Below are 24,330 nucleotides of genomic sequence, written 5' to 3'. Positions count from 1 at the left end.
TTGCCACATCGAGCGCGGGAACCCCTCTCCCGAGTGGGAGAGGGGTTCCCGTGCCAATCTCCGAACCGTCGGCCTACTCCGCCGCCACCGGCATCCGGGCCCGCTCCATCTCGCGCAGCGCCCGCCGGTACTCGACCGGCATCACCTTCACGAACTTGGTGCGGTAGGTGTCCCAGTTGTCGATGATCGCCTTGGCGCGCACCGAGCCGGTGTACTTGAGGTGGTTGTTGATCAGGCCGACGAGGCGCTCCTCGTCGTGGCCCGACATGTTGGCCAGGATGTCGATGCGCCCCTTGGTCTCCAGGTCGCCGTCCTGGTGGAAGCGGCGCATGAACTCGTCCTCCTCCTCGACGGGTTCGAGATCCACCATCGAGAGGTTGCAGCGCTTGGCGAACGTGCCGTCCTCGTCCAGCACGTAGGCGATGCCGCCCGACATGCCGGCCGCGAAGTTGCGCCCGGTCTCGCCGATCGACACCACGACGCCGCCGGTCATGTACTCGCAGCCGTGGTCGCCCATGCCCTCGACCACCGCGATGGCGCCCGAGTTGCGCACCGCGAAGCGCTCGCCCGCCGCGCCCCGGATGTAGGCCTCGCCCGCGATCGCGCCGTACAGCACCGTGTTGCCCACCATGATGGTGCGCTCGGCCGGCGAGCCCAAGGCCTCGGAGGGCCGCAGGATCAGCTTGCCGCCCGACAGGCCCTTGCCGACGTAGTCGTTGCCGTGGCCTTCGAGGATGAGCGTCACGCCCGCGGCGAGCCACGCGCCGAAGCTCTGGCCGGCGGTGCCGGTCAGGTGCACGGTGAGCGTGTCGTCGGGCAGCCCCTCGTGCCCGTGCGCCTTGGCGACCTCGCCCGAGAGCATCGCGCCCGCGGCCCGGTCGGAGTTGCGGATGACGTCCGAGACGCTGGCCGGCTCGCCGGAGGCGATCGCACCTTTCAGCGCCGCGATCAGGCGGCGGTCCAGCACGGTGTCGATCGGGTGGTTCTGCGCCTCCACGTGGCGGATCGCGACGTGATCGGGCACGTCGGGCTTGTGGAAGAGCTTCGTGAAGTCGAGGCCCTTGGCCTTCCAGTGCGAGATGGCCGCGAGCTTGTCGAGGTAGTCCGAGCGCCCGATCAGGTCGTCGAGCCGCGTCACGCCCATCGACGCCATCAGCTCGCGCACCTCCTCGGCCACGAAGAAGAAGTAGTTGATGACGTGCTCGGGCGTGCCCTTGAAGCGCTTGCGCAGCACCGGGTCCTGGGTGGCGACCCCGACCGGGCAGGTGTTGAGGTGGCACTTGCGCATCATGATGCAGCCGGCCGCGATCAGCGGCGCGGTGGAGAAGCCGAACTGGTCGGCCCCGAGCAGGGCCGCGATCAGCACGTCCCGGCCGGTGCGGATGCCGCCGTCCGCCTGCAGGGCCACGCGGCCGCGCAGGTGATTGAGGACGAGGGTCTGCTGCGTCTCGGCGAGCCCGGTCTCCCAAGGGCCGCCCGCATGCTTGATCGAGGTGAGCGGGGCCGCGCCGGTGCCGCCGTCGTAGCCCGAGATGGTGATGTGGTCGGCGCGCGCCTTGGCGACGCCGGCCGCCACCGTGCCGACGCCGACCTCCGAGACCAGCTTCACCGAGACGTCGGCGGCCGGGTTCACGTTCTTGAGGTCGAAGATCAGCTGGGCCAGATCCTCGATCGAGTAGATGTCGTGGTGGGGCGGCGGCGAGATCAGGCCGACGCCGGGGGTCGAGTGCCGCACCTTCGCGATCTTGGCGTCGACCTTGTGGCCGGGCAGCTGGCCGCCCTCGCCGGGCTTGGCACCCTGCGCCACCTTGATCTGCATCATGTCGGCGTTGACGAGGTACTCGGTGGTCACGCCGAAGCGGCCCGAGGCCACCTGCTTGATCGCCGAGCGGCGCGAGCGGCCGTCCGGCAGCGGGCGGTAGCGCTCGCGCTCCTCGCCGCCCTCCCCCGAGTTCGAGCGCCCGCCGAAGGAGTTGAGGGCGATCGCCAGCGTCTCGTGCGCCTCCTTGGAGATGGAGCCGTACGACATCGCGCCCGTGGCGAAGCGCCGGACGATCTCGGCGGCCGGCTCGACGGCGTCGAGCTCCACCGGCGCCCGGCCGATCTCGGCCGCGCTCTTGATCCGGAACAGGCCCCGGATGGTCTTGAGGTGGTTCTCCTGCTCGTTCACGAGGCGCGCGTACTCGCGGTAGCGCTCGGGCAGTGCGAGGCGCACCGCGTGCTGGAGCGTCGCCACCGTGTCGGGCGTCCAGGTATGGGCCTCGCCGCGCAGCCGGTAGGCGTACTCGCCGCCGACATCGAGGGCGTTGCGGTAGACCGGCGCGTCACCGAAGGCGTCCTGGTGGCGGCGGATCGTCTCCTCGGCCACCTCGGCCATGCCGATGCCCTCGATCGTCGTCGCCGTGCCGAAGAAGTCGCGCTCGACGAAGGACGAGTTGAGGCCGACGGCGTCGAAGATCTGCGCGCCGCAATAGGACTGGTAGGTGGAGATGCCCATCTTGGACATCACCTTGAGCAGGCCCTTGTCGATCGACTTGATGTAGCGGGTGACGATCTCGTCCTCGGAGACGTCGGGCGGCAGCTCGTCCTTCATGGCGAGCAGCGTCTCGAAGGCGAGGTAGGGGTTGATCGCCTCGGCGCCGTAGCCGGCGAGGCACGCGAAGTGGTGCACCTCCCGCGGCTCGCCCGATTCCACCACGAGCCCCACCGAGGTGCGCAGACCCTTGCGGATCAGGTAGTTGTGCACCGAGGCGGTGGCCAGCAGCGCCGGGATCGGCACCCGGTCCGGCCCGACCGCGCGGTCGGAGAGCACGATGATGTTGTAGCCGCCGCGCACCGCCGCCTCGGCGCGGTCGCAGAGCCGGTCCACCGCCCCGTCCATGCCGGCCGCGCCGAGTTCGGACGGGTAGGTGATGTCGAGGGTCTTGGTGTCGAAGCGGTCCTCGAAATGGCCGATGCAGCGGATCTTCTCCAGGTCCGCGTTGGTCAGGATCGGCTGGCGCACCTCCAGGCGCTTCTTGCGCGAGGTGCCCTCCAGGTCGAGGATGTTCGGCCGCGGCCCGATGAACGAGACGAGGCTCATCACGGCCTCCTCGCGGATCGGGTCGATCGGCGGGTTGGTCACCTGCGCGAAGTTCTGCTTGAAGTAGGTGTAGAGGAGCTTCGGCTTGTCGGAGAGCGCCGAGAGCGGCGTGTCCGAGCCCATCGAGCCGACCGCCTCCTGGCCGGTGACGGCCATGGGCTGCATCAGGAGCTTCAGGTCCTCCTGGGTGTAGCCGAAGGCCTGCTGGCGATCGAGGAGCGACACGTCGGTGCGCGACTCGCGCGGCTGCACCGGGCGCAGCTCCTCCAGCACGATCTGGGTGCGCTTCAGCCAGTCCTTGTAGGGGTTGGCGACCGCGAGCTCGCTCTTGATCTCCTCGTCGGAGACGATCCGGCCCTTCTCCAAATCGATGAGCAGCATCCGGCCCGGCTGCAGGCGCCAGGACTCGACGATGTCCTCGTCGCGGATCGGCAGCACGCCCATCTCGGAGGCGAGCACCACGAGGCCGTCGCGGGTCACGACGTAGCGCGCGGGCCGCAGGCCGTTGCGGTCGAGGGTGGCGCCGATCTGGCGCCCGTCCGTGAAGGCGACCGCGGCCGGCCCGTCCCACGGCTCCATCAGCGCCGCGTGGTACTCGTAGAAGGCGCGCCGCTCCTCGCTCATCAGCGGGTTGCCGGCCCAGGCCTCCGGGATGAGCATCATCATCGCGTGCGCGAGCGGGTAGCCGCCCTGCACGAGGAATTCGAGCGCGTTGTCGAAGCAGGCGGTGTCGGACTGGCCCTCGTAGGAGATCGGCCAGAGCTTCGAGATGTCGTTGCCGAACAGCTCCGAATCCACGCTCGCCTGGCGCGCCGCCATCCAGTTGACGTTGCCGCGCAGCGTGTTGATCTCGCCGTTATGCGCCACCATCCGGTAGGGGTGGGACAGGCGCCAGGTCGGGAAGGTGTTGGTGGCGAAGCGCTGGTGCACGAGGGCCAGCGCCGAGGCGAAGCGCTCGTCCTTGAGGTCGAGGTAGTACTGGCCGAGCTGATGGACCAGCACCATGCCCTTGTACACGATGGTGCGTGAGGACAGGGAGACCGGATAGAACTCCTTGAGCTTGGGATCCTTCAGGTCGTAGACCGAGTTCGAGATGACCTTGCGGCAGAGATAGAGCCGGCGGTCGAAGGTGTCCTGGTCGGGGCTCGACGCGGGCCGGCCGATGAAGACCTGCCGGTGGCGCGGCTCACTCAGCTTCACGCTCTCGCCGAGGTCGCTGCCGTCCACCGGGACGTCGCGCCAGCCGAGCAGCGTCAGGCCCTCGTCGGCGATTGCCTTCTCGACGATGCCGACCACCTGCGCGAAGCCGGCCTCGTCGCGCGGCATGTAGAGCTGGCCGACACCGTAATGGCCGGCCTCCGGCAGGTCGATGCCGAGGCGCGCCGCCTCCGCGGCGAAGAAGTCGTGCGGGATCTGCACGAGGATGCCGCAGCCGTCGCCCATCTTGGGGTCGGCGCCCACCGCCCCGCGGTGGTCGAGGTTCTCCAGGATCTGCAGGCCCTGCTGGACGATGGCGTGGCTGCGCCGGTCGTGCATGTCGGCGACGAAGCCGACGCCGCAGGCGTCCTTTTCGCGGGCCGGGTCGTAGAGGCCTTGCGCCGCCGGCAGCGCCGGATCGCGCACGACGAGGGCCGGTGCCGCCTGCCCGCGGGGAGGGTGCTGGGTCTTGTCCAGGCCGCTCATCGTCTCAAGTCTCCCTCACGCCCGTGCCGGGCTCGCGCCCGCGGACGACCGCTCGATGGCAACGCCTCCGCCCGTCCGGGCGTGCCGCTGGTCCGGTGATCCGCCGGACCCCGGCGGGGCCGGGACGGCGGGCAGGAACGGCCGGACCCGGGAGGGTCCGCCGTCTGGTCTCTCGTCTGGAGGTCCGGTCGCGTCTCGCGTCAGGGAGCGCCCGCACCTCGCGGGCACCCGGCGGCTTTGTCAGCCGGCGCGCACCCGCATCGCCTCGGCGGCGATGCATGTCGTATCTCGTTTGGCCGTCGTGCAAGCCACAAGCCAGCGCCCTTCGCGACCCGGATGCAGGAATCCGGGAAAATGGGACAGCCCTGCTGTCCTAAGTCCGGAAGCTGCCAGATTTCAATCGGTCCAGCAAGGGCCGAGACGGCCGACGATTGTGCTTTTCTTGCGCATTGCGGCGCGGCGCCGCAACGAACGACCGCGGCGGCATGATCTCGCGCAGCTTTCGCGTCCCGGCGCATGCCCGTCATGATTCCGCCGCGGGGACATGGCCGCGCCGGCCTGCCATGGCGACCGGTAGACCGAATCGGCCCGGGAGGGAGAGCGCATGAACTTCGCGAGCGACAACGTGACCGGCGCGAGCGCGCCGATCCTCGACGCGCTGGTGCGGGCGAACGCGGGCGCGATGCCCGCCTACGGCGAGGATCCGCTCACCGCGAGCCTCACGGCCCGCTTCCGCGAGGTGTTCGAGCATCCCGATCTCGTCGTGTTTCCCGTCGCCACCGGCACGGCGGCCAACGCGCTCGCGCTCGCCGCGATGGTGCCGCCCTTCGGATCCTGCCTCTGCCACGCGGAGGCGCACGTCACGACCGACGAGTGCGGCGCGCCGGAATTCTACACCCACGGCGCCAAGCTCAGCCCCCTGCCCGGGACCGGCGGGCGGATCGACCCCGAGGCGTTGGCGGCGGCGCTGGCGGGCCGCCCTCTCTCCGTCCACCGGATGCCGGCCCGCGCCCTGTCGCTGTCGCAGGCCACCGAGGCCGGCCTCGTCTATGCGCCGGAGGCGCTGGCGCGGCTGTGCGGGATCGCCCATCGGCACGGGCTCTCCGTCCACATGGACGGGGCGCGCCTCGCGAACGCGGTCGCGAGGCTCGGCTGCCGCCCGGCCGAGATCACGTGGCGGGCCGGCATCGACATCCTCTCCTTCGGGGCGAGCAAGAACGGGGCGCTCGCCGCCGAAGCGATCGTGGTCTTCCGTCCCGACCTCGCCGAGACGATCGCCCATCGCCGCAAGCGGGCCGGGCACCTGCTCGCGAAGGGGCGCCTGCTCGCCGCGCAGCTCCACGCCTATCTGGCGGACGATCACTGGCTCGCCAACGCCGCTTGGGCGAATCGCATGGCCGCCCGCCTCGGCACCGGCCTCGCGGCGCTCCCGGGCGTGCGGCTCGCGTGGCCCGTGGAGGCGAACGAGGTCTTCCCGATCCTGCCCGGCCCGCTGGCGCGGCGGCTGCGGGAGGGCGGCGGGGCCTTCTACGACTGGAGCAGCACCTCTCTGCCCGAGGGCGAGCGCGTGCGAGAGGACGAGACCCTCGCGCGCCTCGTCACCTCCTTCGCCACGCAGGAATCGGAGGTGGAGGCTCTCCTCGACCTCGCGCGGCAGGCGGGATGACCCGCTGCGGCGCAGCCCCCGCATTCCCGCCCCAATCGGGCGGTCTAACGGGCGCGTCCAAGCACAAGGGGATGCGGGGAGTTCGCTCCCGGCGGAACCCGAGAACAAGGGAATGCGGGACATGATCGCGGTGCGATCCAAGAGGAGCGGGGCCGCTGCGGCCGCGCTCGCCCTCGCGGGCCTCCTCGCCTGCGCGGGGGGCGGCGTCTCCACGCCGGCCGCCGCGCAGGCGTTCTACGGGGTCGAGGAGGTCGACGCCGTGCTCGCGCCGCGCGCCGTGCTCGGGCGCCTCAGCCGCGACGGCTACCGGGCCTTCTCCCATCCCCGCTTCGACGGCGAGGCCTACACGGTCGATGCCGACAGTCCCTGGGGCAACCGGGTGCGGCTCATCGTGGATGCCCGCAGCGGCCGTCTGATCGACCGCGAGCGCATCGAGGCGCCGCTCTACCCGCCGGGCGCGATCCCGGGCGGCCGCCGCGCCGGCTATGGCTGGACCGAGGCGGATGTCCGCGTTCCGCCGGCCGAATCCTCCCGCGATCCGGCGCTGCGCGCGCCCTATCGCGGCGAACTGACCTACGGCCGCGAGGAGCCGATGGAGGAGCGGCGGGTCGCGACCCGGCCGGGTCCGCTGCCGTCCGACCGTCCGGCCGTGTCGCGGGCCGCACCCGGCGTGCCGCCCGCGGCGGCCGCGGCACCGGCCGCGCCGGGCGTCAATCCGCTCGGCCTGAACCCGGACAGCCCGGAGGCGCGCGCCGTCCGCCGCCCGGAGACGCCGCGCAGGATCGCGAAACCGGCCAAGCCCGTCGAGAGCCCGGCCGCCCTGATCGAGCCGAAGCCCGCCGCCAAGGCGGCCCCCGCGCCGGAGGCCAAGCCCGCCGAGACCGTCGCGGACGCGAGCCCGCCGCCGGCCCCGAAGGCGGCGGAACCGGGCTGGAAGTCGCCCCCCGACGGCGGGCGTCCGGTGCGCGTCATCGGCGGCGTCACCCCGGTTCCCGCCAAGGACGAGGCCAAGAACGAGGCGAAGTAGCCGGCAGGCGGCACCCCGGGTCTCTCGATCCGGAGCTGGCGAAGGGCTGGACCGACGCCCGCCGGCAGCCCGTGCGATGGAGCGCCCGCGCTCACGCCAGGGAATTGTCAGACGAACCGGCCGGTGCTCGCCGTTCGCAGTGTAGAGCGGGCGGCGCCGTCGAACTTCCACAAGCACCTGCCGGCCGCGATCGGGTGACGGCGCGCTTGTCATCCCCAACCCTCTAGATCTAAAGACGCGCTCGACAAGGGCCGGCGGCTTGGGTTTCATCCGCCGCTCCTGGGCCGATCCCTGCGGGTCGGCAAAAGAAACGTTCTCGGAGGAGATACCCGATGCGATTGCCCTTCACCGCCCTTGCGGCGGCGCTCGTCTGCGCGACGGCGCTCACCGGCAGCGCCCAGGCGGCCGATCCGATCAAGATCGGCGTCTCGGGCCCCTTCACGGGCGGTTCGTCGTCGATGGGCGTGTCGATGCGCGACGGCGTGCGCCTCGCGGTGCAGGAGATCAACAAGAAGGGCGGCGTGCTCGGCCGCCAGCTCCAGATCGTCGAGCGCGACGACGAGGCCAAGAACGAGGTCGGCGCCCAGGTCGCGCAGGAGCTGATCAACAAGGAGAAGGTCGTCGCGACCCTCGGCTTCATCAACACCGGCGTCGCGCTCGCCGCGCAGCGCTTCTACCAGGAAGCCGAGATCCCGGTGATCAACAACGTCGCCACCGGGACGATCATCACCAACCAGTTCAATCCGCCGGACTACGACGCCAACTACGTCTTCCGCACCTCGGCCTACGACGTGCTGCAGGCCGGCATGATGGCCGACGAGGCGATCGCCCGCGGCTTCAAGAAGATCGCGATCCTGGCCGACTCGACCAATTACGGCCAGCTCGGCCGCGAGGACCTTGAGAAGTACCTCAAGGACAAGGGCGTGAAGCCCGTCGCGGTGGAAAAGTTCAACATCAAGGACGTCGACATGACGCCCCAGCTGCTGAAGTCGCAGGCGGCGGGCGCGGACGTGATCCTGGCCTACGGCATCGGGCCGGAGCTCGGGCAGGTCGCCAACGGCATGGCCAAGCTCGGCTGGAAGGTGCCGATGATCACCTCGTGGCCGGCCTCGATGCAGAGCTTCATCGATATCGCGGGCACGAACGGCAACGGCGTGACGATGCCTCAGACCTTCATCGAGGACCAGACCCTGCCCAAGCGCAAGGCGTTCCTGGAAGGCTACTACTCCACCTTCAAGGTCAACAAGATCCCGACCCCGGTGGCCGGCGCGCAGGGCTACGACTCGGTCTTCCTCCTGGCGGCCGCGATCCAGCAGGCCGGCAGCACCAACGGGCCGAAGATCCGCGCGGCGCTCGAAGACCTCAAGGAGAAGGTCGAGGGCGTGGTGACGACCTACGACAAGCCCTTCACCAAGACCGACCACAACGCCATCACCCGCAACATGGTGGTGTTCGGCAAGGTGCAGGACGGCCGGATCGTCTACGCCAAGGAAGAGGACGCCAAGAATGCCGGCGTCGTCCGCGTGAAGGAGAAGGCGTCGAACTGACGCCGCTCACCCGGGCGTGAGGCCCGGGTCCCCGCCTGAGCCCGAGCCCGCGCGGTCCCCCGCGCGGGCCTCGTCCCATCCACGGCCTCCCTCCGGGTCTCTTCGATGACCATCTTCCTGCAACTCGTGGCGAGCGGCGTCGCGGTCGGCATGATCTACGCCGCCATCGCGTTCGGCTATCAGCTCACCTTCGCCACCTCGAAGACCCTGAACTTCGGCCAGGGCGAAGCCCTGGCGCTCGGCGCGCTGTTCGGCCTGACGCTGGTGCCCTTCACCGGCTACTGGCTGATGCTGCCCCTCGTGCTGATCTTCGGCTTCGCCCTCGGCGCGGTCGTCGAGCGGCTCGGCGTGCGCCCGGCCGTGAAGATCAAGTCCGAGTACGGGTGGATCATGGCCACCATCGCGCTCGGCATCATTTTTCGCAATGTCGCCGAGAACATCTGGGGCCGTGACGACCTCAAGTTCCCCTCGCCGCTGCCCGAGGCCGCGCTGACCTTCGAGGGCATCCGCGTCCTGCCGATGGAACTGCTGATCGTCGCCGGCGCGCTCCTGATGATGCTCGCGGTCGAGATCTTCAACCGCAAGTCGATCTGGGGCAAGGCGGTGGTCGCCACCTCGAACGACATCGACGCGGCCGGCCTGATGGGCATCAACACCCGCAAGGTCATCACCCTCTCCTACTCGATCAGCGCCATGACGGCGGCCTTCGCGGGCGTGCTCGTCGCCCCCGTGACGCTCACGGGCGCCACCATGGGCGCCGTGCTGGCGCTCAAGGCCTTCGCGGTGGCGATCATCGGCGGCCTCGAATCGGGCCTCGGCGTGATCGTGGGCGGCCTGATCCTCGGCATCGTCGAGACGCTGACCGGCTTCTACATCTCGACCGGCTACAAGGACGTGCCGGGATTGATCCTGCTCCTCCTCGTCCTCGCGGTCAGGCCGGTGGGCCTGTTCGGCAAGGCCGTGATCAAGAAGGTCTGATCGGGAACATCAGATCCGGGCGCCGCGCCCTCGTCCCGCTCCAACTCTGCCTCAAGGTTTCCTCATCATGGCGCAGTCCGCCCAAGCGCTCGCCCGCGAGACCGTCCCGCCCGCCGCCCCGGCGGCGGCCGGGCTCGGCCGCTACACCAGCCTGATCGGCGCGGCCCTCCTGGTCCTGTTCCTGGCGGCCTTTCCCCACGTCGTCACGAGCCAGTACTACATCCACCTCCTGATGGTGATCGCGATCTACGCGATCCTGATCCTCGGCCTCGACATCGTGGTCGGCTACACCGGGCAGGTGAGCCTCGGGCATGCGGGCCTGTTCGGAGTCGGCGCCTATTCGGCGGCCGTGCTCTTCCTGCACTTCAAGCTCGGCCTGTGGTGGGGGATCCTGGCCGGCATCGGGGTCACGGCGGGCTTCGGCCTGCTGCTCGCCATCCCGGCGCTGCGGGTGAGCGGTCCCTACCTCGCGATGGTGACGCTCGCCTTCGGCACCATCATCCAGATCTTCATCAACGAGATGACGCCGCTGACGAACGGCCCGCTCGGCATCACCCTGCCGCCGGCCCGCGTCATCGACTTCTCCCTCGTCGGCATGCAGGCCCCCTGGGGGGCGGCCGGGCGCAAGCTCGAATTCTACTACCTCGTCTGCGCCTGCCTGCTGCTCACCATCGTGGTGGTGAACCGGATCGTGCGCTCGCCGTTCGGGCGCGCCTTCGAGGCGTTGCGCGACTCGCCCATCGCCTGCGACTGCATGGGCGTGAGCGTCTACCGCTACAAGGTCTACGCCTTCGTGGTCTCGGCGGGGCTCGCCGGCCTCGCGGGCGCGCTGTTCGCGTGGTCGGAGCGCTACGTCGCGCCGAACTCCTACGGCTTCGAACTCACGGTGCTCTTCCTCCTCGCCGTCACGATGGGCGGGCGCAAGTCGCGCTCCGGCCCGCTGATCGGCGCGGCCATCATCGTGATGATGCCCAACATCCTGGCCGACATCGCGCTCGTGCGCATCATGGCGGGCATCATCGCGGCGCTGGCGCTGGTGATCCTGGCGGTGGCCTTCCTGCGCCGCCAGGAGAACCGCATGGCGATCCTGGTCCCGGCGCTGCTGTGCATCGCCTTCTTCCCGGCGACGCTCGCCCTGCAGTCGGTGACGGATTTCCGCCTCACCGTCTTCGGCCTGATGATCCTGTTCGTGGTCTACTACCTGCCGGAGGGGATCGTCGGATACCTCCGCGAAAAACTGCCCTTCCTGCGCCCGGCCCATACGGGCGAGGGCAAGGCGCTCGCCTCCTCGGGCGAGGCGCTGATCCAGCAGGGCGGGCGCGCGGGCGCCGATCCGCTCCTCAAGGTCGACGCTGCGGTGATGCAGTTCGGCGGCCTCAAGGCGCTGGCGGGCGTGACCCTCGACGTGCGCCCCGGCACGATCCACGGCCTGATCGGGCCGAACGGCTCGGGCAAGAGCACGATGATGAACGTGCTCACGGGCATCTACAAACCCACCGACGGCGCCGTGACGCTGGCGGCGGGGGCCGGCGCGGGCAAGCGCCTCGACGGCCTCACGCCTTCCGACATCGCGCTCTCGGGCGTGGCGCGCACCTTCCAGAACGTGCAGCTCTTCCGGGAGATGACCGCGCTGGAGAACGTGCTCGTCGGGCTCCACCACGCCTTCCACGGCACGATCTTCGACGCGATCCTCGGCACGCCGCGGCGGCGGCGCGAGGAGCGCGAGGCCCGCGCCCGCGCCATGGCGATCCTCGACTTCGTGGGCCTGGGCAGCCTCGCGCAGGTCGAGGCGCGCAACCTGCCCTACGGCAAGCAGCGCCTCCTCGAGATCGGCCGCGCGCTCGCGCTCGATCCGGTGCTCCTCCTCCTCGACGAGCCGGCGGCGGGCCTCACCGCCCCCGACATCGCGGAACTCATCACCATCATCCGCAAGATCCGGGACGCGGGCATCACCGTCATCCTGATCGAGCACCACATGGACGTGGTGATGGGGCTGTGCGACCGCGTCAGCGTGCTCGATTTCGGCCACAAGATCGCGGAGGGCAGCGCCCGCGAGGTCCAGGCCGATCCCAAGGTCATCGAAGCCTATCTCGGCAGCCCGGTTGCCGACGCCGCGGAGTAGCCCGATGCTCGACGTCACCGGATTGGCCGCCGGCTACGGCCAGGTGGAGGTGCTGCACGGCCTCACCTTCGCGGTGCCGAAGGGGCAGGTCGTCACCCTCATCGGCTCGAACGGCGCCGGCAAGACCACGACGATGCGGGCCCTCTCGGGCATGATCAAGCCGAAGGCCGGCTCGATCCGCCTCAACGGCCGCGAGATCGCCGGTCTCGACAGCCACGAGGTCGCCCGCACCGGCCTCGCCCACTCGCCCGAGGGGCGCCGGGTGTTTCCGACGCTCACCGTCGAGGACAACCTGACGCTCGGCGCCTTCCCGCGGCTGACCGGCTCGCGCCCCAAGGGCGACGTCTCGGCCGACCGCGAGCGCGTCTACGTGCTCTTCCCGCGTCTCAAGGAGCGGCGCGCGCAGCTCGCCGGCACCCTGTCGGGCGGCGAGCAGCAGATGCTGGCGATGGGCCGCGCGCTCATGCTGCGCCCGGACATCCTGCTCCTCGACGAGCCCTCGATGGGCCTCGCGCCGAAGCTGGTGGAGGAAGTCTTCCGCACCATCCGCCGGCTGAAGGAGGAGGCGGTGACGATGCTGCTCGTCGAGCAGTTCGCCATGGCGGCGCTGGGCGTCGCCGACCACGCCTACGTGCTGGAGAACGGCCGCATCCGCTTCCAGGGCCCGGCCGCGCAGCTGCGCAACGACCCGGCGGTGCGCGCGGCCTATCTCGGCGGCAGCCACTGATCCGCGCCCCGGCGACCGGTCGCGCCGCGACCGGACGCCGCTCCCGGCCTCGTTTCGCGGCCGAGCGTCAGCGCAGCCGCCGCCAGCCGATCACGAGTCCGGACACCGAGATGACCAGGCCGGCGGCCGAGAGCAGCCAGACCACCGCGTCCCAGGCCGGTCGCCGCCTCAGCAGGAACAGGAAGTCGAGGCTGTGCGGCGCGTGGAACAGCCACCGGTAGGCGCGTGAGGAGCGGTCCGCCCTCCCCAGGATCTCTCCCGTGGCGGGATCGATGTGGAACCACGTCGCGTCGGGATCAGCGAACGTCACGCGCAGCACCGGCAGGCGGCGCGGCTGGTGATGCGAGTACCAGTAGGCGTCCTCCTCGGTCAGCAGCACCGCCCCGGTGAGCGCGGCCTCCGGCAGCAGCCGTCGCGCCGCCTCCACGATCCTGGCCCCCTCCCCCTCCGAGGCACCCGATGACGGCGCGCAGCAGACCACCGGTGGTCCCTCCCGGCAGGTGAGGAGGGCGCGCGGCTCTCCCGCCAGCCAGCCGAAGCGCACCTCGGCGAGGTCGGGGCAGGCGGCAGCGCGGACCCGAGCCAGATCCAGGCCGGAGCGCGGCTCGACCGCCCCCGCGTAGCGCTCCAGCATCGCCTGCGTCGGCGCGCGCGGACCGAACCAGCGGTTCGGGTTCATCGATAGCCAGCCGCTGGCGACGAAGGTCAGGAGGGTCAGGCCGCCGACCAGTCCGCCGAGATGGTGCCATGCGGCCCAGCCGCGATACGGGGAGATCGATCCCGACGCGTAGCGACGGCGAACCCGCACCCGCAGCAGCCCGACCCACAACCCGGTGATCGCCCCCACGATCGCGATCCCGGAGACCCACAGCACCACGTCCCGCCACAGCTCCGCCTGCGCCCGCAGCGGCGTGAGGTAGATCCAGTGCGGGATGGCGCCGAGCCAGTTCCAGAACCGCTCCGTCCCGGAGGTATCGAGGGCGATCTGGCCGGTCCGGGCGGACACGTAGAGCCGCGTGTTCTCTCGGTCGCCCAGGGCGACGAGGTGGAACGGCCGCAGCGCATTGTAGCGCGCCGTCACCGACCATTGGTCGCGCTCGACCTCGCCGGCGAGCCGGGGCTGCACCGTCCGCGGATCATGTGCGGCCACGGCGAGCGCCACATCTGCCTCGATGCCGCTGATCAGCCGGCCATCGGCGGCCGAGACGGTGTGCTGTCCACCATCCCAGGCCACCATCCGGTAGACCGGCTCCCGGTCGAGCATCGCCAGGCGCAGCTCGCGCGGGAAGCGGGTCAGTCCCGCCGTGGCGAGCGCGGCGTCGGGGGAGATCGCGACGCGGTCCCATGCGAGCCCCGGCAGGGCCGCGCGCCGCTCCGCCTCGGTCAGGCCCGGAAAGCCGACATCCATCATCACGATGCCGGACACGAACCAGATCACGAACAGCTGGCAGGTGGCGATGCCGAGCCAGCGGTGGCCGAGATACAGCCACCGCTTCAGGCGCTTCACGAGCGGGCGCATCGCGGCTCAGAACGCGACGTTGTAGGCCACCTCGACCGAGCGCGGTCGGCCGAGCAGCCAGTAGGTGGACCCGCCCGTCACCGGGTAGATCCTGTCGAGCAGGTTGTAGACCCGCACGCTGAGACGCGAAGTGTCCGTGATGCGGTAGTCGAGGCTCGCGTTCACCACCTCGTAGGCCGGCCGTCGCACGGTGTTGGCGAAGTCGCTGTAGGTCTCGCCGACGAACTGGACGCCGGCCCGCGCCTCCCAGCGCGGCGCGAAGGCCCAGGACAGCCAGAGATTGGCCACGCGCTCCGGCACGTTGATCGGCTGCTTGCCCGCGAAGTTGACGGCGACGCCGCCGACGGATTGCTGGAAGTCGTCGTACTGCGCGTGCAGCAGGGCGAGGTTGCCCTCGATGCGCCAGTTCTCCCACAGGCCGAGCGAGACGAAGGCCTCGACCCCGTGCGAGGACTGGCTGCCGACCTGGATCGCCACGGTCGGGCGCTGCGGATCGACGGTGAGCAGGTTGTCCTTCCGGATCCGGTAGCCGGCGAGCGTGAACTCGCCCCGGCCGCCCCAGAACACCTGCTTGTAGCCGACCTCGACCTGCTCGCCGGTCGAGAGTTCGAAGTCCTTCTGCGCCAGCGACAGCGTGATCAGCGAGTTCACCGGATCGACCGCCGTGGCGTAGCTCGCGTAGAGCGAAGAATCGGGCGTCGGGTTGAAGACGGCGCCGAACCGGTAGCTGACCGCGCTGAAATCCTTGGAGAAATCATTGGCCGGATTGCGCAGGTCCTCGCGGCGGACGGTCGGCGCATCGTAGCGCACGCCCGCGATCAGGGAGAGCTGATCCGTGACGATCAGCCGGTCCTCCGCGAACAGCGCGTACTGGTCGGAGCGGGTGGCGTAGCCGGGGCTGGTTCCGTTCACCCGCAGGAACGTGCCGGGCGAGAAGACGTAAGGATTGACGAAGCTCGTTCCGCCATAGGGCGAGTTGTTGGTGTGCAGGAAGTCGATGTGGTTGACGTCGAAGCCGACCACGACCTCGTTCCTGAGCCCGAACAGGCTGCCCCGGAACGTGGCGTCGAAGCGATTGCCGATCTGCTCCTGGTCGTGGAAGATCTCGATGTAGTCGGAGCGCCGGATCAGGCCGCTGGCCGGCACGAAGGCGTAGATCTCGGCGTTGCGCCAGCGCCGCTCCGAGGTGAGGTGATAGGCCGTGTTGCGGATGGTCACGTCCGCGCTGGGGGTCCACTCGGTCTTGAGCTGGGTCCAGTTGTCCTTGAAGATGATCCGGCTGTCGTCGACGTTGTAGTTGCTGAACCGGGTGCGCGGATCGATGCGCCCGCCGATGAGCGGGGTGCCGAAGTAGCGCAGCGGCTCCTGATAGCCGTAATCGTGCGAGAGCGTGAAGGCGAGGTCCGGCGTGGCCTGGAACAGCAGCGCGCCGGAGATCGCGAGGTTCGAGAAATCGCCGTTCTGCCGCAGCCAGCCGTCGGCCTGGTTGCCGCTGACGTTGAGGCGGTAGAACAGGCTCTCGCCCAGGGGACCGCCCGAATCGAAGGCGAGGCGCTTGACGCCGTCCGAGCCCAGCGCGGCGCGCGCCGCGTTGATCGGGACGAGGGTCGGCTTCTTGGGCACCACGTTGATGATGCCGCCGATGGCGCCGTCGCCGGAGAGCACGGAGGCGGGACCGCGCAGCACCTCGATGCGGTCGACGTTCCAGGTGTCGAACGGGTAGGTGATGGTGCCCGCCCCGACGTAGAGGCGGGTGCCGTCGTAGAGCTGCATCACCGAGTTGACGCCCGCGAAGCCGCGGGAGGTGTAGGAGTTGAAGCCGTTGCCGGGAGCGCCGAGCGTGGTGATGCCGGTGGCGTTCTGGGTGATGGCCTCCTGCACCGTCTCCTGCCCGCGCTCGCGGATCTTCTGCCCGGAGATGATCTCGATGCTGGCCGGCGTCTCCAGCGGCGAGAGGTCGAGGCGGCTGCCGCTGCGGTTCGGCGTCGCGAGGTTGAGCCCGGCCGGCGCAGCCGTGTAGGGCGTGGGCGCCAGCAGGGTCACGCCCGAGCGCTGCCCCGCCACGGTGATCTGGTCGAGTGCCACGACGCTCCCACTGGGCGCCTGTTCCTGGGCCTGCGGGGTCGCCGGCGCGAGCATCGCGGCGGTCGACAGGAGCAGCGCGGCCCGCAGGCGCGGGCGCGGCGGAAAAACCGCCGGGGGGAAGAGGGAGAACACGGGTGAGCCTCGGGAGACGGCAGTGGCACGTCACCGCGAGCGAGGTCGGGCCGGCGCGAGCGCCCGCTTCGACACGCATCGGGACACCCCGCCCGGCGCGTTTCGCGTGTGACCACGGCTGACGGCAGGTCTCCTGGCTCGCGGGTCAGGGCCCGCCACCGTCTTCCCGGGTGAGGCACCCAGTGACGTCGGTGGTGGCAGGCTCGCCGCTCACAGTTGCGGGGACAGCCGCGGCCTCGGGCCGGAGCCCTCACCGCGTTCCCTTTTGATCCCCGAAGGGAACCGTCACAGCTTGTGTTGCAGGCCCCTGTCCGGCGGTCAAGGCGCACGGCGCAGGATCCGAGAACCCGTGTCCCGTGAAGCACGGGCCATCCACACCCGCGTCGCGCGGGGCAGCGGGCAGAAAAAAAGGCCGTTCGCGAGGAACGGCCCGAAGTCTAGGGAGGAAACGCCCAAGGAGGGCAGCGAGACCGCGACGCCATCGCGATCTCGCAATGCACAATTTAAGGCGCGGCGCACAAACCGCAAGCGGAATTTAACGCCCGGCCCCGCATCGCGTGCATGCCCGCCTCACGCCCCACGCATCAGCTCGGCTATTTCGCGCTTCAGGTCGTCGCGCAGGTCCTCGCGCTCCAGCGCGTAGGCGAGGTTGGCGACGAGGAAGCCGAGCTTCGAGCCCGTGTCGTAGGTCTTGCCGCGGTAGCGCATGCCGTAGAAGGCCTGGGTCTCGGCCAGCCGCTTCATCGCGTCGGTGAGCTGGATCTCGCCGCCCGCGCCCTTCTCGCCCTTCTCCAGGATGCCGAAGACCTCGGGCTGCAGGATGTAGCGGCCGGAAATGATGAAGTTCGACGGCGCGGTGCCCTTCGGCGGCTTCTCGACCATCCCGGTGATCCGGAAGGTGTCGCCGTACTCCTCGCCGACGCTGACGATGCCGTACTGGTGGGTCTGGTCGGGAGCGACCTCCTCGACCGCGATGATGTTGCCGCCGTGGCGCTCGTAGGCGGCGAGCATCTGCTTCATGCTGCCCCGGCTCAGCATGTCGGGCAGGATCACCGCGAAGGGCTCGTCGCCGACGATCTCGCGCGCGCACCACACCGCGTGGCCGAGGCCGAGCGGCGCCTGCTGGCGGGTGAAGCTGGTCTGGCCCGCCTGCGGCAGGTCGCGCTTCAGCTCCTCATAGGCCGCCTGCTTGCCGCGCTCCTGAAGCGTGCGGTCGAGTTCGAAGGCAATGTCGAAATGGTCCTCGATCACGCCCTTGCCGCGGCCGGTGACGAAGATGAAGTGCTCGATGCCGGCCTCCCGGGCCTCGTCGACCACGTGCTGCACCACCGGCCGGTCCACGACCGTCAGCATCTCCTTGGGCACCGCCTTGGTGGCCGGGAGGAAGCGGGTGCCAAGGCCCGCGACGGGCAGGACGGCTTTGCGAATCGGCTTCATCGTGCGTGATCCGGTGGAACGAGTGGGGGACGGGATGACCCGCCGCTGCCCCAGCCATACCCTGCCGCATCGCAGCGGGACAGGTCATTGACGCCAGGGCGAGGCCGGCTAGTGATCGGAGCGCACAAGCGCGGGAGCGGGGCATGGCGGTACTGGTGACGGGTGGGGCCGGGTACATCGGCAGCCACATGGTTCTGGCGCTGCTCGATGCGGGCCAGGACGAGGTGGTGGTGATCGACGATCTCTCCACCGGCTTCGCCTGGGCGCTGCCGCCGGAGGTCACCCTGGTACACGGCGACATGGGCGACCAAGCCCTCGTCGCCGAGACGATCCGCCGCCACGAGGTCGATGCGATCGCGCATTTCGCGGCCAAGATCGTGGTGCCGGATTCGGTCACCGACCCGCTCGGCTATTATTTGAACAACACGGTCAAGTCGCGCGCCCTGATCGAGACCGCGGTGCGCGAGGGCGTGCGCCACGTGATCTTTTCCTCCACCGCCGCCGTCTACGGCGAGCCTGCCGTGGTGCCGGTGCCCGAGGACCTGCCGACGAACCCGATCAACCCCTACGGCCGCTCGAAGCTGATGACCGAGTGGATGCTGGCGGATGCGGCGCGCGCCCACGGCCTCGCCACGGTGGTGCTGCGCTACTTCAACGTGGCGGGCGCCGATCCGCGCGGGCGCTCCGGCCAGTCGACCCCGAACGCCACGCACCTCATCAAGGTGGCGACGCAGGCCGCGCTCGGCACCCGCAGCCACATGGAAGTCTTCGGCACGGACTACCCGACGCCGGACGGCTCGTGCCTGCGCGACTACATCCAGGTCTCCGACCTCGCCGACGCCCATCTGGTCGCCCTCAACCACCTGCGCGGCGGCGGGGAGAGCCTGACGCTCAACTGCGGCTACGGCCAGGGCTATTCGGTGCTGGAGGTGATCCAGGTGGTCAAGGAGGTGTCGGGCCGCGATTTCGAGGTCCGCCTCTCGCCGCGCCGCCCCGGCGACCCGTCGCAGATCGTCGCCGAGGCGCAGCGCATCCGGGATCTCGGCTGGACGCCGAAGAACGACGATTTGCGCGCCATCGTCTCGCAGGCGCTCGCTTGGGAGGCCTCCCTCGCCACGCGCAACCAGCGCTGAGGCGATGCGCCGGCTGCTGTTCGCGCCGCTCCTGCTCGTCGCCGTCCTCTCCGGGGCCGCCGCCCAGCCGGACGCCTTCCGGGCCTGGATCGAGGGGCTGTGGCCGCTGGCGCGCGAGCGCGGCGTGTCGCGGGCGACCTTCGACGCGGCGTTTCGGGACGTGCCGGGCCCGGACCCCGCCGTCCTCGCGCGGATCCGCCGCCAGGGCGAGTTCGGCCGGCCGGTCTGGGAGTATCTCGCGGGCGCGGTCTCGACCGGGCGGATCGCCCGTGGCCGGGCCGAGGCGGCGCGCCGGGCCGAGACGCTCGCGGCCATCGAGGCGACCTACGGGGTGCCCGGGCCGGTGCTGCTGGCCTTCTGGGGCATGGAATCGGATTTCGGCGGCGGGACCGGCGGCACCTCGGTGATCCGGGCCTTGGCCACGCTCGCCCAGGCCGGCCACCGCGGCGACCTGTTTCGCGACGAACTCCTCGCTGCGCTCACCATCCTCGAGCGGGGCGAGGCCAGCCCCGCGACCCTGCGCGGCTCCTGGGCCGGCGCGATGGGCCAGACCCAGTTCCTGCCCTCGGCCTACCTGCGGGCGGCGGTGGATTTCGACCGCGACGGCCGGCGCGACATCTGGGCCTCGGCCCCCGACGCGCTCGCCTCGATCGCGAATTTCCTGCGACAGGCCGGCTGGCAGCCGGGCCTGCCCTGGGGGGCGGAGGTGCGCCTGCCGGCGGAGTTCGACCTGTCGCGCTACCGCGGCCCCTATCCGGATTTCGCGGCCCGCGGCGTGGTGCGGACGGACGGCGCGCCCCTGCCGCGGACGGGCGAGGCGAGCCTCTTCCTGCCGGGCGGCGCGGGCGGGCCCGTCTTCCTGATCGGCGACAACTTCGAGGCGATCCGCGCCTACAACACCTCGGACGCCTACGCGCTCGCGGTGGGGCATCTCGCCGACCGCATCGCCGGCGGCCCGGCGCTGGCCGCCCCCTGGCCCGTGACGGCGCCGCGCCTCGATCAGGCCGGCCTCAAGGCCCTGCAGCAGGGCCTCGCCGCGCGCGGCCACTACGCCGGCCCCCTCGACGGCCGGGCCGGCCCGAAGCTGCGCGAGGCGGTGCGCCGCTACCAGATCGCCGCCGGCCTGCCGGCGGACGGCTACCCGACGCCCGCGCTTCTGCGCCGCCTGCAGGAGGCGGCGCGGTAGAGCGCTCTCCGCCGAAGTGGACGCCGGTTCGGCGTTGGAGAGCGCGAAAAACACAGAGCCGGGAGCTGCACTCGATGGCAAAGTGATCGAATGCAGCTCCCGCTGCGTCTCACAGCAGCCGGTCGAGCGTGATCGGGAATTGCCGTACGCGCACGCCGGTGGCGTGCCAGACGGCGTTGGCGATGGCGCCCGCGGTGCCGGTGACGCCGATCTCGCCCACGCCCTTGATGCCGAGCGCGTTGACGTGGGGATCCTCCTCCTCGACCAGGATCGCGTCGAGGGAGGGCACGTCGGCGTTCACCGGCACGTGGTACTCGGCCAGGTTGGCATTCATGATCCGGCCCGAGCGCGGATCGGTCACCGCCTGCTCGTGCAGGGCGAAGGACACACCCCAGACCATGCCGCCGTAATACTGGCTGCGCACGAGGCGCGGATTGATGATCCGGCCGGCCGCGAAGGCGCCGACGAGGCGGGTGCAGCGGATCTGCCCGAGATCGGGATCCACCTTCACCTCGGCGAAGACCGCCCCGTGGGCGTGCATGGCGTAGGATTCCCGCAGACCGGGGTCGCCCGCCCCGGTGCCGCTTCCCTCGACATGGTCGAGGCCCGCACGGGCCAGGATGTCGGTGAAGGCCTCGCCGCGGCTCTCGTCATCGCGGCGCAGCAGGCGCCCGCCGCGGGCCACCACGCCGGCATTGCCGGCGCCGTAGAGCGGCGAACGCTCGTCGCCGGTGGCGAGGGCGGCGAGCTTCGCCACCGCATCCGCGCCGGCGGCGTGGATCGCCGCCCCGGCGGTGGCGGTGTGGGCCGAGCCGCCCGCGATGCCGGCATTGGGCAGGCGCGAATCGCCCATGCGAAACTCGACCGCGTCGAGGTCGAGGCCGAGTGCGTCGGCGGCGATCTGAGCGAGCGCCGTCCAGGCCCCCTGCCCCATGTCGTGCGCGCCGATCTCCACGGCGGCCCCGCCGTCCCGGCGCAGCACCGCCCGGGCCTCGGCCTGGAACATCAGGGCCGGGAAGGTCGCGGTGCCGACCCCCCAGCCGACCAGCAGCCCGTCCGCGTCCCGCATGCGGCGCGGTTCGAGCGGCCGGCCGCGCCAGCCGAACCGCTCCGCCCCTTGCGCGTAGCAGGCGCGCAGGGCCTTCGAGGAAAAAGGCCGGCCGCTGAGCGGTTCGGTCTCGGCATAGTTGCGCAGACGGAATTCCAGCGGGTCGAGGCCGCAGGCAAGCGCGAGTTCGTCGATCGCGCTCTCCAGCGCCGCGCTGCCCGACGCCTCGCCGGGCGCACGCATGAACAGCGGCGTGCCGGTGTCGAGCCGCACCGCCTCGTGCGTGGTCGAGAGGGCGGGTGTCGCGTAGAGCGTGTGGGAGACGCCGCCCGCCGGCTCGAAGAAGTCGTCGAAGGTGCTCGACGCCGTCAGCGTGTGATGGTCGAGGGCGGTGAGCCGCCCGTCGCCATCCGCGCCGAGCCGCAGGGTCTGGCGGGTCGGGGCGCGGTGGCCGACCGGGCCGTACATCTGGTCGCGCCGCAGCACGAGCTTCACGGGATGCCCGACGAGGCGGGCCGCCATCGCGCCGAGCACCTGCGGCCCGGAGATCAGCCCCTTCGAGCCGAACCCGCCGCCCAGGAACGGGCTGCGGACGTGGATCCGCTCCGGCTTGATGCCGAACAGGCCGGCGAGCCGCCCCTGCGCGATCGCCATCCCCTGGCTCGGCGTGTCGAGGATCAGGTCGTCGCCTTCCCATGCGGCCACGACGGCGTGGGGCTCCATGGCGTTGTGGTACTGCGCGGGCGTCTCGTAGGTCGCCTCGATCCGCGCGGAGGCCCCGGCGAGGCCCGCCGCCCCGGGACGCCGCCGCAGGATCGCCGACACCGATCGCCTCCGGCGCGAAGGGCGAGTCCGCATCGAGCCCGACGCGGGGCGGCTCGGCCTCGTAGGCCGGGGCGAGGAGGGCCGCGCCCTCGGTGGCCGCCTCCAGCGTCTCGGCGATCACCACGGCGATCGGCTGGCCGGGATAGCGCACCCGATCGTCCTGCAGCAGGTCCAGGCGGAAGGTGAAGGGGTCGCGCTTCTCGTCCGGGTGCCGGGCGAGCGCGGGAGCATTGTCTGGCGTCATCACGGCGACCACGCCCGGATGGGCCTCGGCCGCCGCCACGTCGAGGTGCGCGACCCGGCCGCGCGCCACCGTGCTCGCCGCGATGACCGCGTGGAGCAGGCCCTCCGGACGGGCGTCGGCGGCGAAGCGGGCGCCGCCCGTGACCTTCAGGCGGCCCTCGCGGCGGGTGAGCGGCTGGCCGATGCTCGACCCGTGGCGGACGCGGACGGCCTCAGACATGGGCGGGCGCTCCTGCTGTGTGGGTGGGGAAGACCGAGGCCGGCAGCGCCGGCAGGCGCTCTGGACGCCCGTCGGCCGCGCGGGCGAGCGTGCGGGCGACGAGGCGTGCTGCGAGCGTGATCTTGTGGGCGTTGTCGCCCGAGGGCGCGGCGCCGGCCAGCGCCGCCTCGCCGGCCTTGCGGAAGAGCGCCGGGTCGGCGGCCGCGCCCGCGAGCAGCGCCTCCGCCTCCCGGGCGCGCCAGGGCTTGTGGGCGACGCCGCCGAGCGCGATGCGCGCCTCCGCGATGCGATCGCCCTCGAAGCGCAGGCCGGCGCAGACCGAGACCACCGCGAAGGCGTAGGACGTGCGCTCGCGGACCTTCAGGTAGCGGGAATGATCCGCGAAGCCCGCGGCCTCGGCCGGCAGCCGCAGGGCGACGATCAGGTCGCCCGGCTCCAGCACGGTGTCGCGCTCGGGCTCATCTCCGGGCAGGCGGTGGAAGGCGTCGAGCGGCACCTCGCGGCGCCCGCCCCTCCCCTCGATCTCCACCACCGCGTCGAGGGCCGCCAGCGGCACGCAGAAGTCGGACGGGTGTGTGGCGATGCAGCGCTCGCTCCAGCCGAGCACCGCGTGCTGGCGCGTCTCGCCGCCGCGCGCGTCGCAGCCGGCGCCGGGCGTGCGCTTGTTGCAGGCGCTCGCCGGGTCGGCGAAGTAGGCGCAGCGCGTGCGCTGCACGACGTTGCCGGCCGCGGTGGCGGCGTTGCGCAGCTGGGCCGAGGCCCCGGAGAGCAGCGCCTCGGCCAGTGCCGGATAGGTCGCCTCGACGTGCGGGTCGTGGGCGAGATCGGCGTTGCGCACCAGCGCGCCGATCCGCAGGCCGCCGTCCGGCAATTGTTCGATCCGGTCGAGGCCCGGCAGCCGGGTGACGTCCACGAGGCGGGAGGGGCGCATCACGCCGCCCTTCATCAGGTCGACGAGGTTGGTGCCGCCCGCCAGGAAGACGGTGCCGGGCTGGGATCCGGCCGCCACCGCCTCGGCCACCGAGCCGGCGCGCAGGTAGTCGAACCGGTTCATGCCGCCTCTCCCTGAGCCTGCTGACGCAGGCGGCCCTGCGCGTCGAGGACGGCCTCGGTGATGCCCGCATAGGCGCCGCAGCGGCAGAGATTGCCGCTCATCGCCTCCCGCACGCGCTCGGGATCGTCGCCGGCCCGCCCCTCGCGGATCAGCCCCACCGCCGACATGATCTGCCCCGGCGTGCAGAAGCCGCACTGGAAGGCGTCGTGGGCCACGAACGCCTCTTGGACCGGATGCAGGGCCTCGCCCTCGGCCAGTCCCTCGATGGTGAGCACCCGCGCCCCGTCGAGGCTGACCGCGAGGGCGAGGCAGGCGTTCACGCGTCGGTCGTCCACCAGCACCGTGCAGGCGCCGCATTGCCCGCGGTCGCAGCCCTTCTTGGCGCCGGTGAGGTGGAGGCGTTCGCGCAGGAGGTCGAGGAGCGTCACGCGCGCGTCCTCCAGCACCACCGTGCGGGACGTGCCGTTCACGGTGAGGGTGATCGGGATGGTCATGCCGCCGCTTCCCTGAGTGAAACGCCGGGGCAGGTAGTTCCGCGAGACCGTACGACCAGTCTTGACGGCGGCGGCGCCCCTGCGTTGCGCCGCCGCATGGTCCGTTTCGTCCGTCAGCCAGG

At 71.2% G+C, this 24,330-nt stretch carries 14 protein-coding genes, 1 pseudogene and 1 riboswitch; of the genes and pseudogenes, 8 read left to right on the top strand and 7 right to left on the bottom strand.

Features of this window, described 5'->3' with window-relative positions; all coding sequences use genetic code 11:
• Nucleotides 1–73 precede the first annotated feature (73 nt).
• Nucleotides 74–4,765 (bottom strand): glutamate synthase large subunit, encoded by a 4,692-nt coding sequence (gene gltB, locus ACKUB9_RS15380; protein ID WP_407523438.1) that lies wholly within the window; start codon nucleotides 4,763–4,765, stop codon nucleotides 74–76.
• Nucleotides 4,766–5,369: 604 nt separating this feature from the next.
• On the opposite strand from gltB, the gene ACKUB9_RS15375 reads away from it, so the two are divergent.
• The 6 genes from ACKUB9_RS15375 (at nucleotide 5,370) to ACKUB9_RS15350 (ending at nucleotide 12,832) form a co-directional block, all read left to right on the top strand.
• Nucleotides 5,370–6,431 carry a threonine aldolase family protein gene (locus tag ACKUB9_RS15375; protein WP_407523441.1) on the top strand — a complete coding sequence of 354 codons (1,062 nt, stop codon included), beginning with the start codon at nucleotides 5,370–5,372 and terminating at the stop codon, nucleotides 6,429–6,431.
• Between the two features lie 112 nt (nucleotides 6,432–6,543).
• The gene (locus ACKUB9_RS15370; RefSeq protein WP_407523443.1) at nucleotides 6,544–7,458 is read left to right on the top strand and encodes a hypothetical protein; all 915 of its coding nucleotides are present in this window, start codon (nucleotides 6,544–6,546) and stop codon (nucleotides 7,456–7,458) included.
• Between the two features lie 332 nt (nucleotides 7,459–7,790).
• Entirely contained in the window at nucleotides 7,791–9,005 is a 1,215-nt protein-coding gene (locus ACKUB9_RS15365; RefSeq protein ID WP_407523445.1) for an ABC transporter substrate-binding protein, read from the top strand.
• 105 nt (nucleotides 9,006–9,110) lie between these two features.
• Nucleotides 9,111–9,983: a branched-chain amino acid ABC transporter permease gene (locus ACKUB9_RS15360; RefSeq protein WP_407523447.1), complete on the top strand. Its 873-nt coding sequence runs from the start codon at nucleotides 9,111–9,113 to the stop codon at nucleotides 9,981–9,983.
• A 67-nt stretch (nucleotides 9,984–10,050) separates the two neighbouring features.
• Entirely contained in the window at nucleotides 10,051–12,105 is a 2,055-nt protein-coding gene (locus ACKUB9_RS15355) for a branched-chain amino acid ABC transporter ATP-binding protein/permease (protein WP_407523449.1), read from the top strand.
• 4 nt (nucleotides 12,106–12,109) lie between these two features.
• A complete protein-coding gene (locus ACKUB9_RS15350; protein ID WP_407523451.1) occupies nucleotides 12,110–12,832 on the top strand; it encodes an ABC transporter ATP-binding protein in 723 nt (240 codons plus the stop codon).
• A 67-nt stretch (nucleotides 12,833–12,899) separates the two neighbouring features.
• On the opposite strand, the gene ACKUB9_RS15345 is transcribed toward ACKUB9_RS15350, so the two are convergent.
• From ACKUB9_RS15345 to ACKUB9_RS15335, 3 genes are all read right to left on the bottom strand, one after another.
• On the bottom strand, nucleotides 12,900–14,351 hold the full coding sequence (locus ACKUB9_RS15345; protein WP_407523453.1) for a PepSY domain-containing protein: 1,452 nt from the start codon (nucleotides 14,349–14,351) through the stop codon (nucleotides 12,900–12,902).
• Nucleotides 14,352–14,357: 6 nt separating this feature from the next.
• A complete protein-coding gene (locus ACKUB9_RS15340; RefSeq protein WP_407523540.1) occupies nucleotides 14,358–16,490 on the bottom strand; it encodes a TonB-dependent receptor in 2,133 nt (710 codons plus the stop codon).
• 184 nt (nucleotides 16,491–16,674) lie between these two features.
• Nucleotides 16,675–16,870: riboswitch (cobalamin riboswitch) on the bottom strand.
• A gap of 268 nt (nucleotides 16,871–17,138) precedes the next feature.
• Nucleotides 17,139–18,005, bottom strand: coding sequence for a UTP--glucose-1-phosphate uridylyltransferase (locus ACKUB9_RS15335; RefSeq protein WP_407523455.1), 867 nt, complete (start codon nucleotides 18,003–18,005; stop codon nucleotides 17,139–17,141).
• 143 nt (nucleotides 18,006–18,148) lie between these two features.
• Here ACKUB9_RS15335 and galE point away from each other — a divergent pair, with 143 nt between their 5' ends.
• On the top strand, nucleotides 18,149–19,138 hold the full coding sequence (gene galE, locus ACKUB9_RS15330; RefSeq protein WP_407523457.1) for a UDP-glucose 4-epimerase GalE: 990 nt from the start codon (nucleotides 18,149–18,151) through the stop codon (nucleotides 19,136–19,138).
• A 4-nt stretch (nucleotides 19,139–19,142) separates the two neighbouring features.
• Entirely contained in the window at nucleotides 19,143–20,324 is a 1,182-nt protein-coding gene (locus ACKUB9_RS15325) for a lytic murein transglycosylase (protein WP_407523459.1), read from the top strand.
• Nucleotides 20,325–20,433: 109 nt separating this feature from the next.
• On the opposite strand, the pseudogene ACKUB9_RS15320 reads toward ACKUB9_RS15325, so the two are convergent.
• The 3 genes and pseudogenes from ACKUB9_RS15320 to ACKUB9_RS15310 all read right to left on the bottom strand — a co-directional run bounded on the left by ACKUB9_RS15320 (nucleotide 20,434) and on the right by ACKUB9_RS15310 (nucleotide 24,208).
• A pseudogene (locus tag ACKUB9_RS15320) lies at nucleotides 20,434–22,660 on the bottom strand (xanthine dehydrogenase family protein molybdopterin-binding subunit).
• Nucleotides 22,653–23,714: an FAD binding domain-containing protein gene (locus tag ACKUB9_RS15315; protein WP_407523461.1), complete on the bottom strand. Its 1,062-nt coding sequence runs from the start codon at nucleotides 23,712–23,714 to the stop codon at nucleotides 22,653–22,655. Before ACKUB9_RS15315 ends, ACKUB9_RS15320 begins: the two are co-directional and overlap by 8 nt.
• Nucleotides 23,711–24,208: a (2Fe-2S)-binding protein gene (locus tag ACKUB9_RS15310; protein ID WP_407523464.1), complete on the bottom strand. Its 498-nt coding sequence runs from the start codon at nucleotides 24,206–24,208 to the stop codon at nucleotides 23,711–23,713. The genes ACKUB9_RS15315 and ACKUB9_RS15310 overlap by 4 nt, the downstream gene beginning before the upstream one ends.
• Between the last annotated feature and the right edge of the window lie 122 nt (nucleotides 24,209–24,330).

The sequence above is a fragment of the Methylobacterium oryzisoli genome (assembly GCF_046557895.1).
Classification (GTDB): Bacteria; Pseudomonadota; Alphaproteobacteria; order Rhizobiales; family Beijerinckiaceae; genus Methylobacterium; species Methylobacterium oryzisoli.
This window is presented reverse-complemented; position numbering and strand designations above follow the sequence as displayed.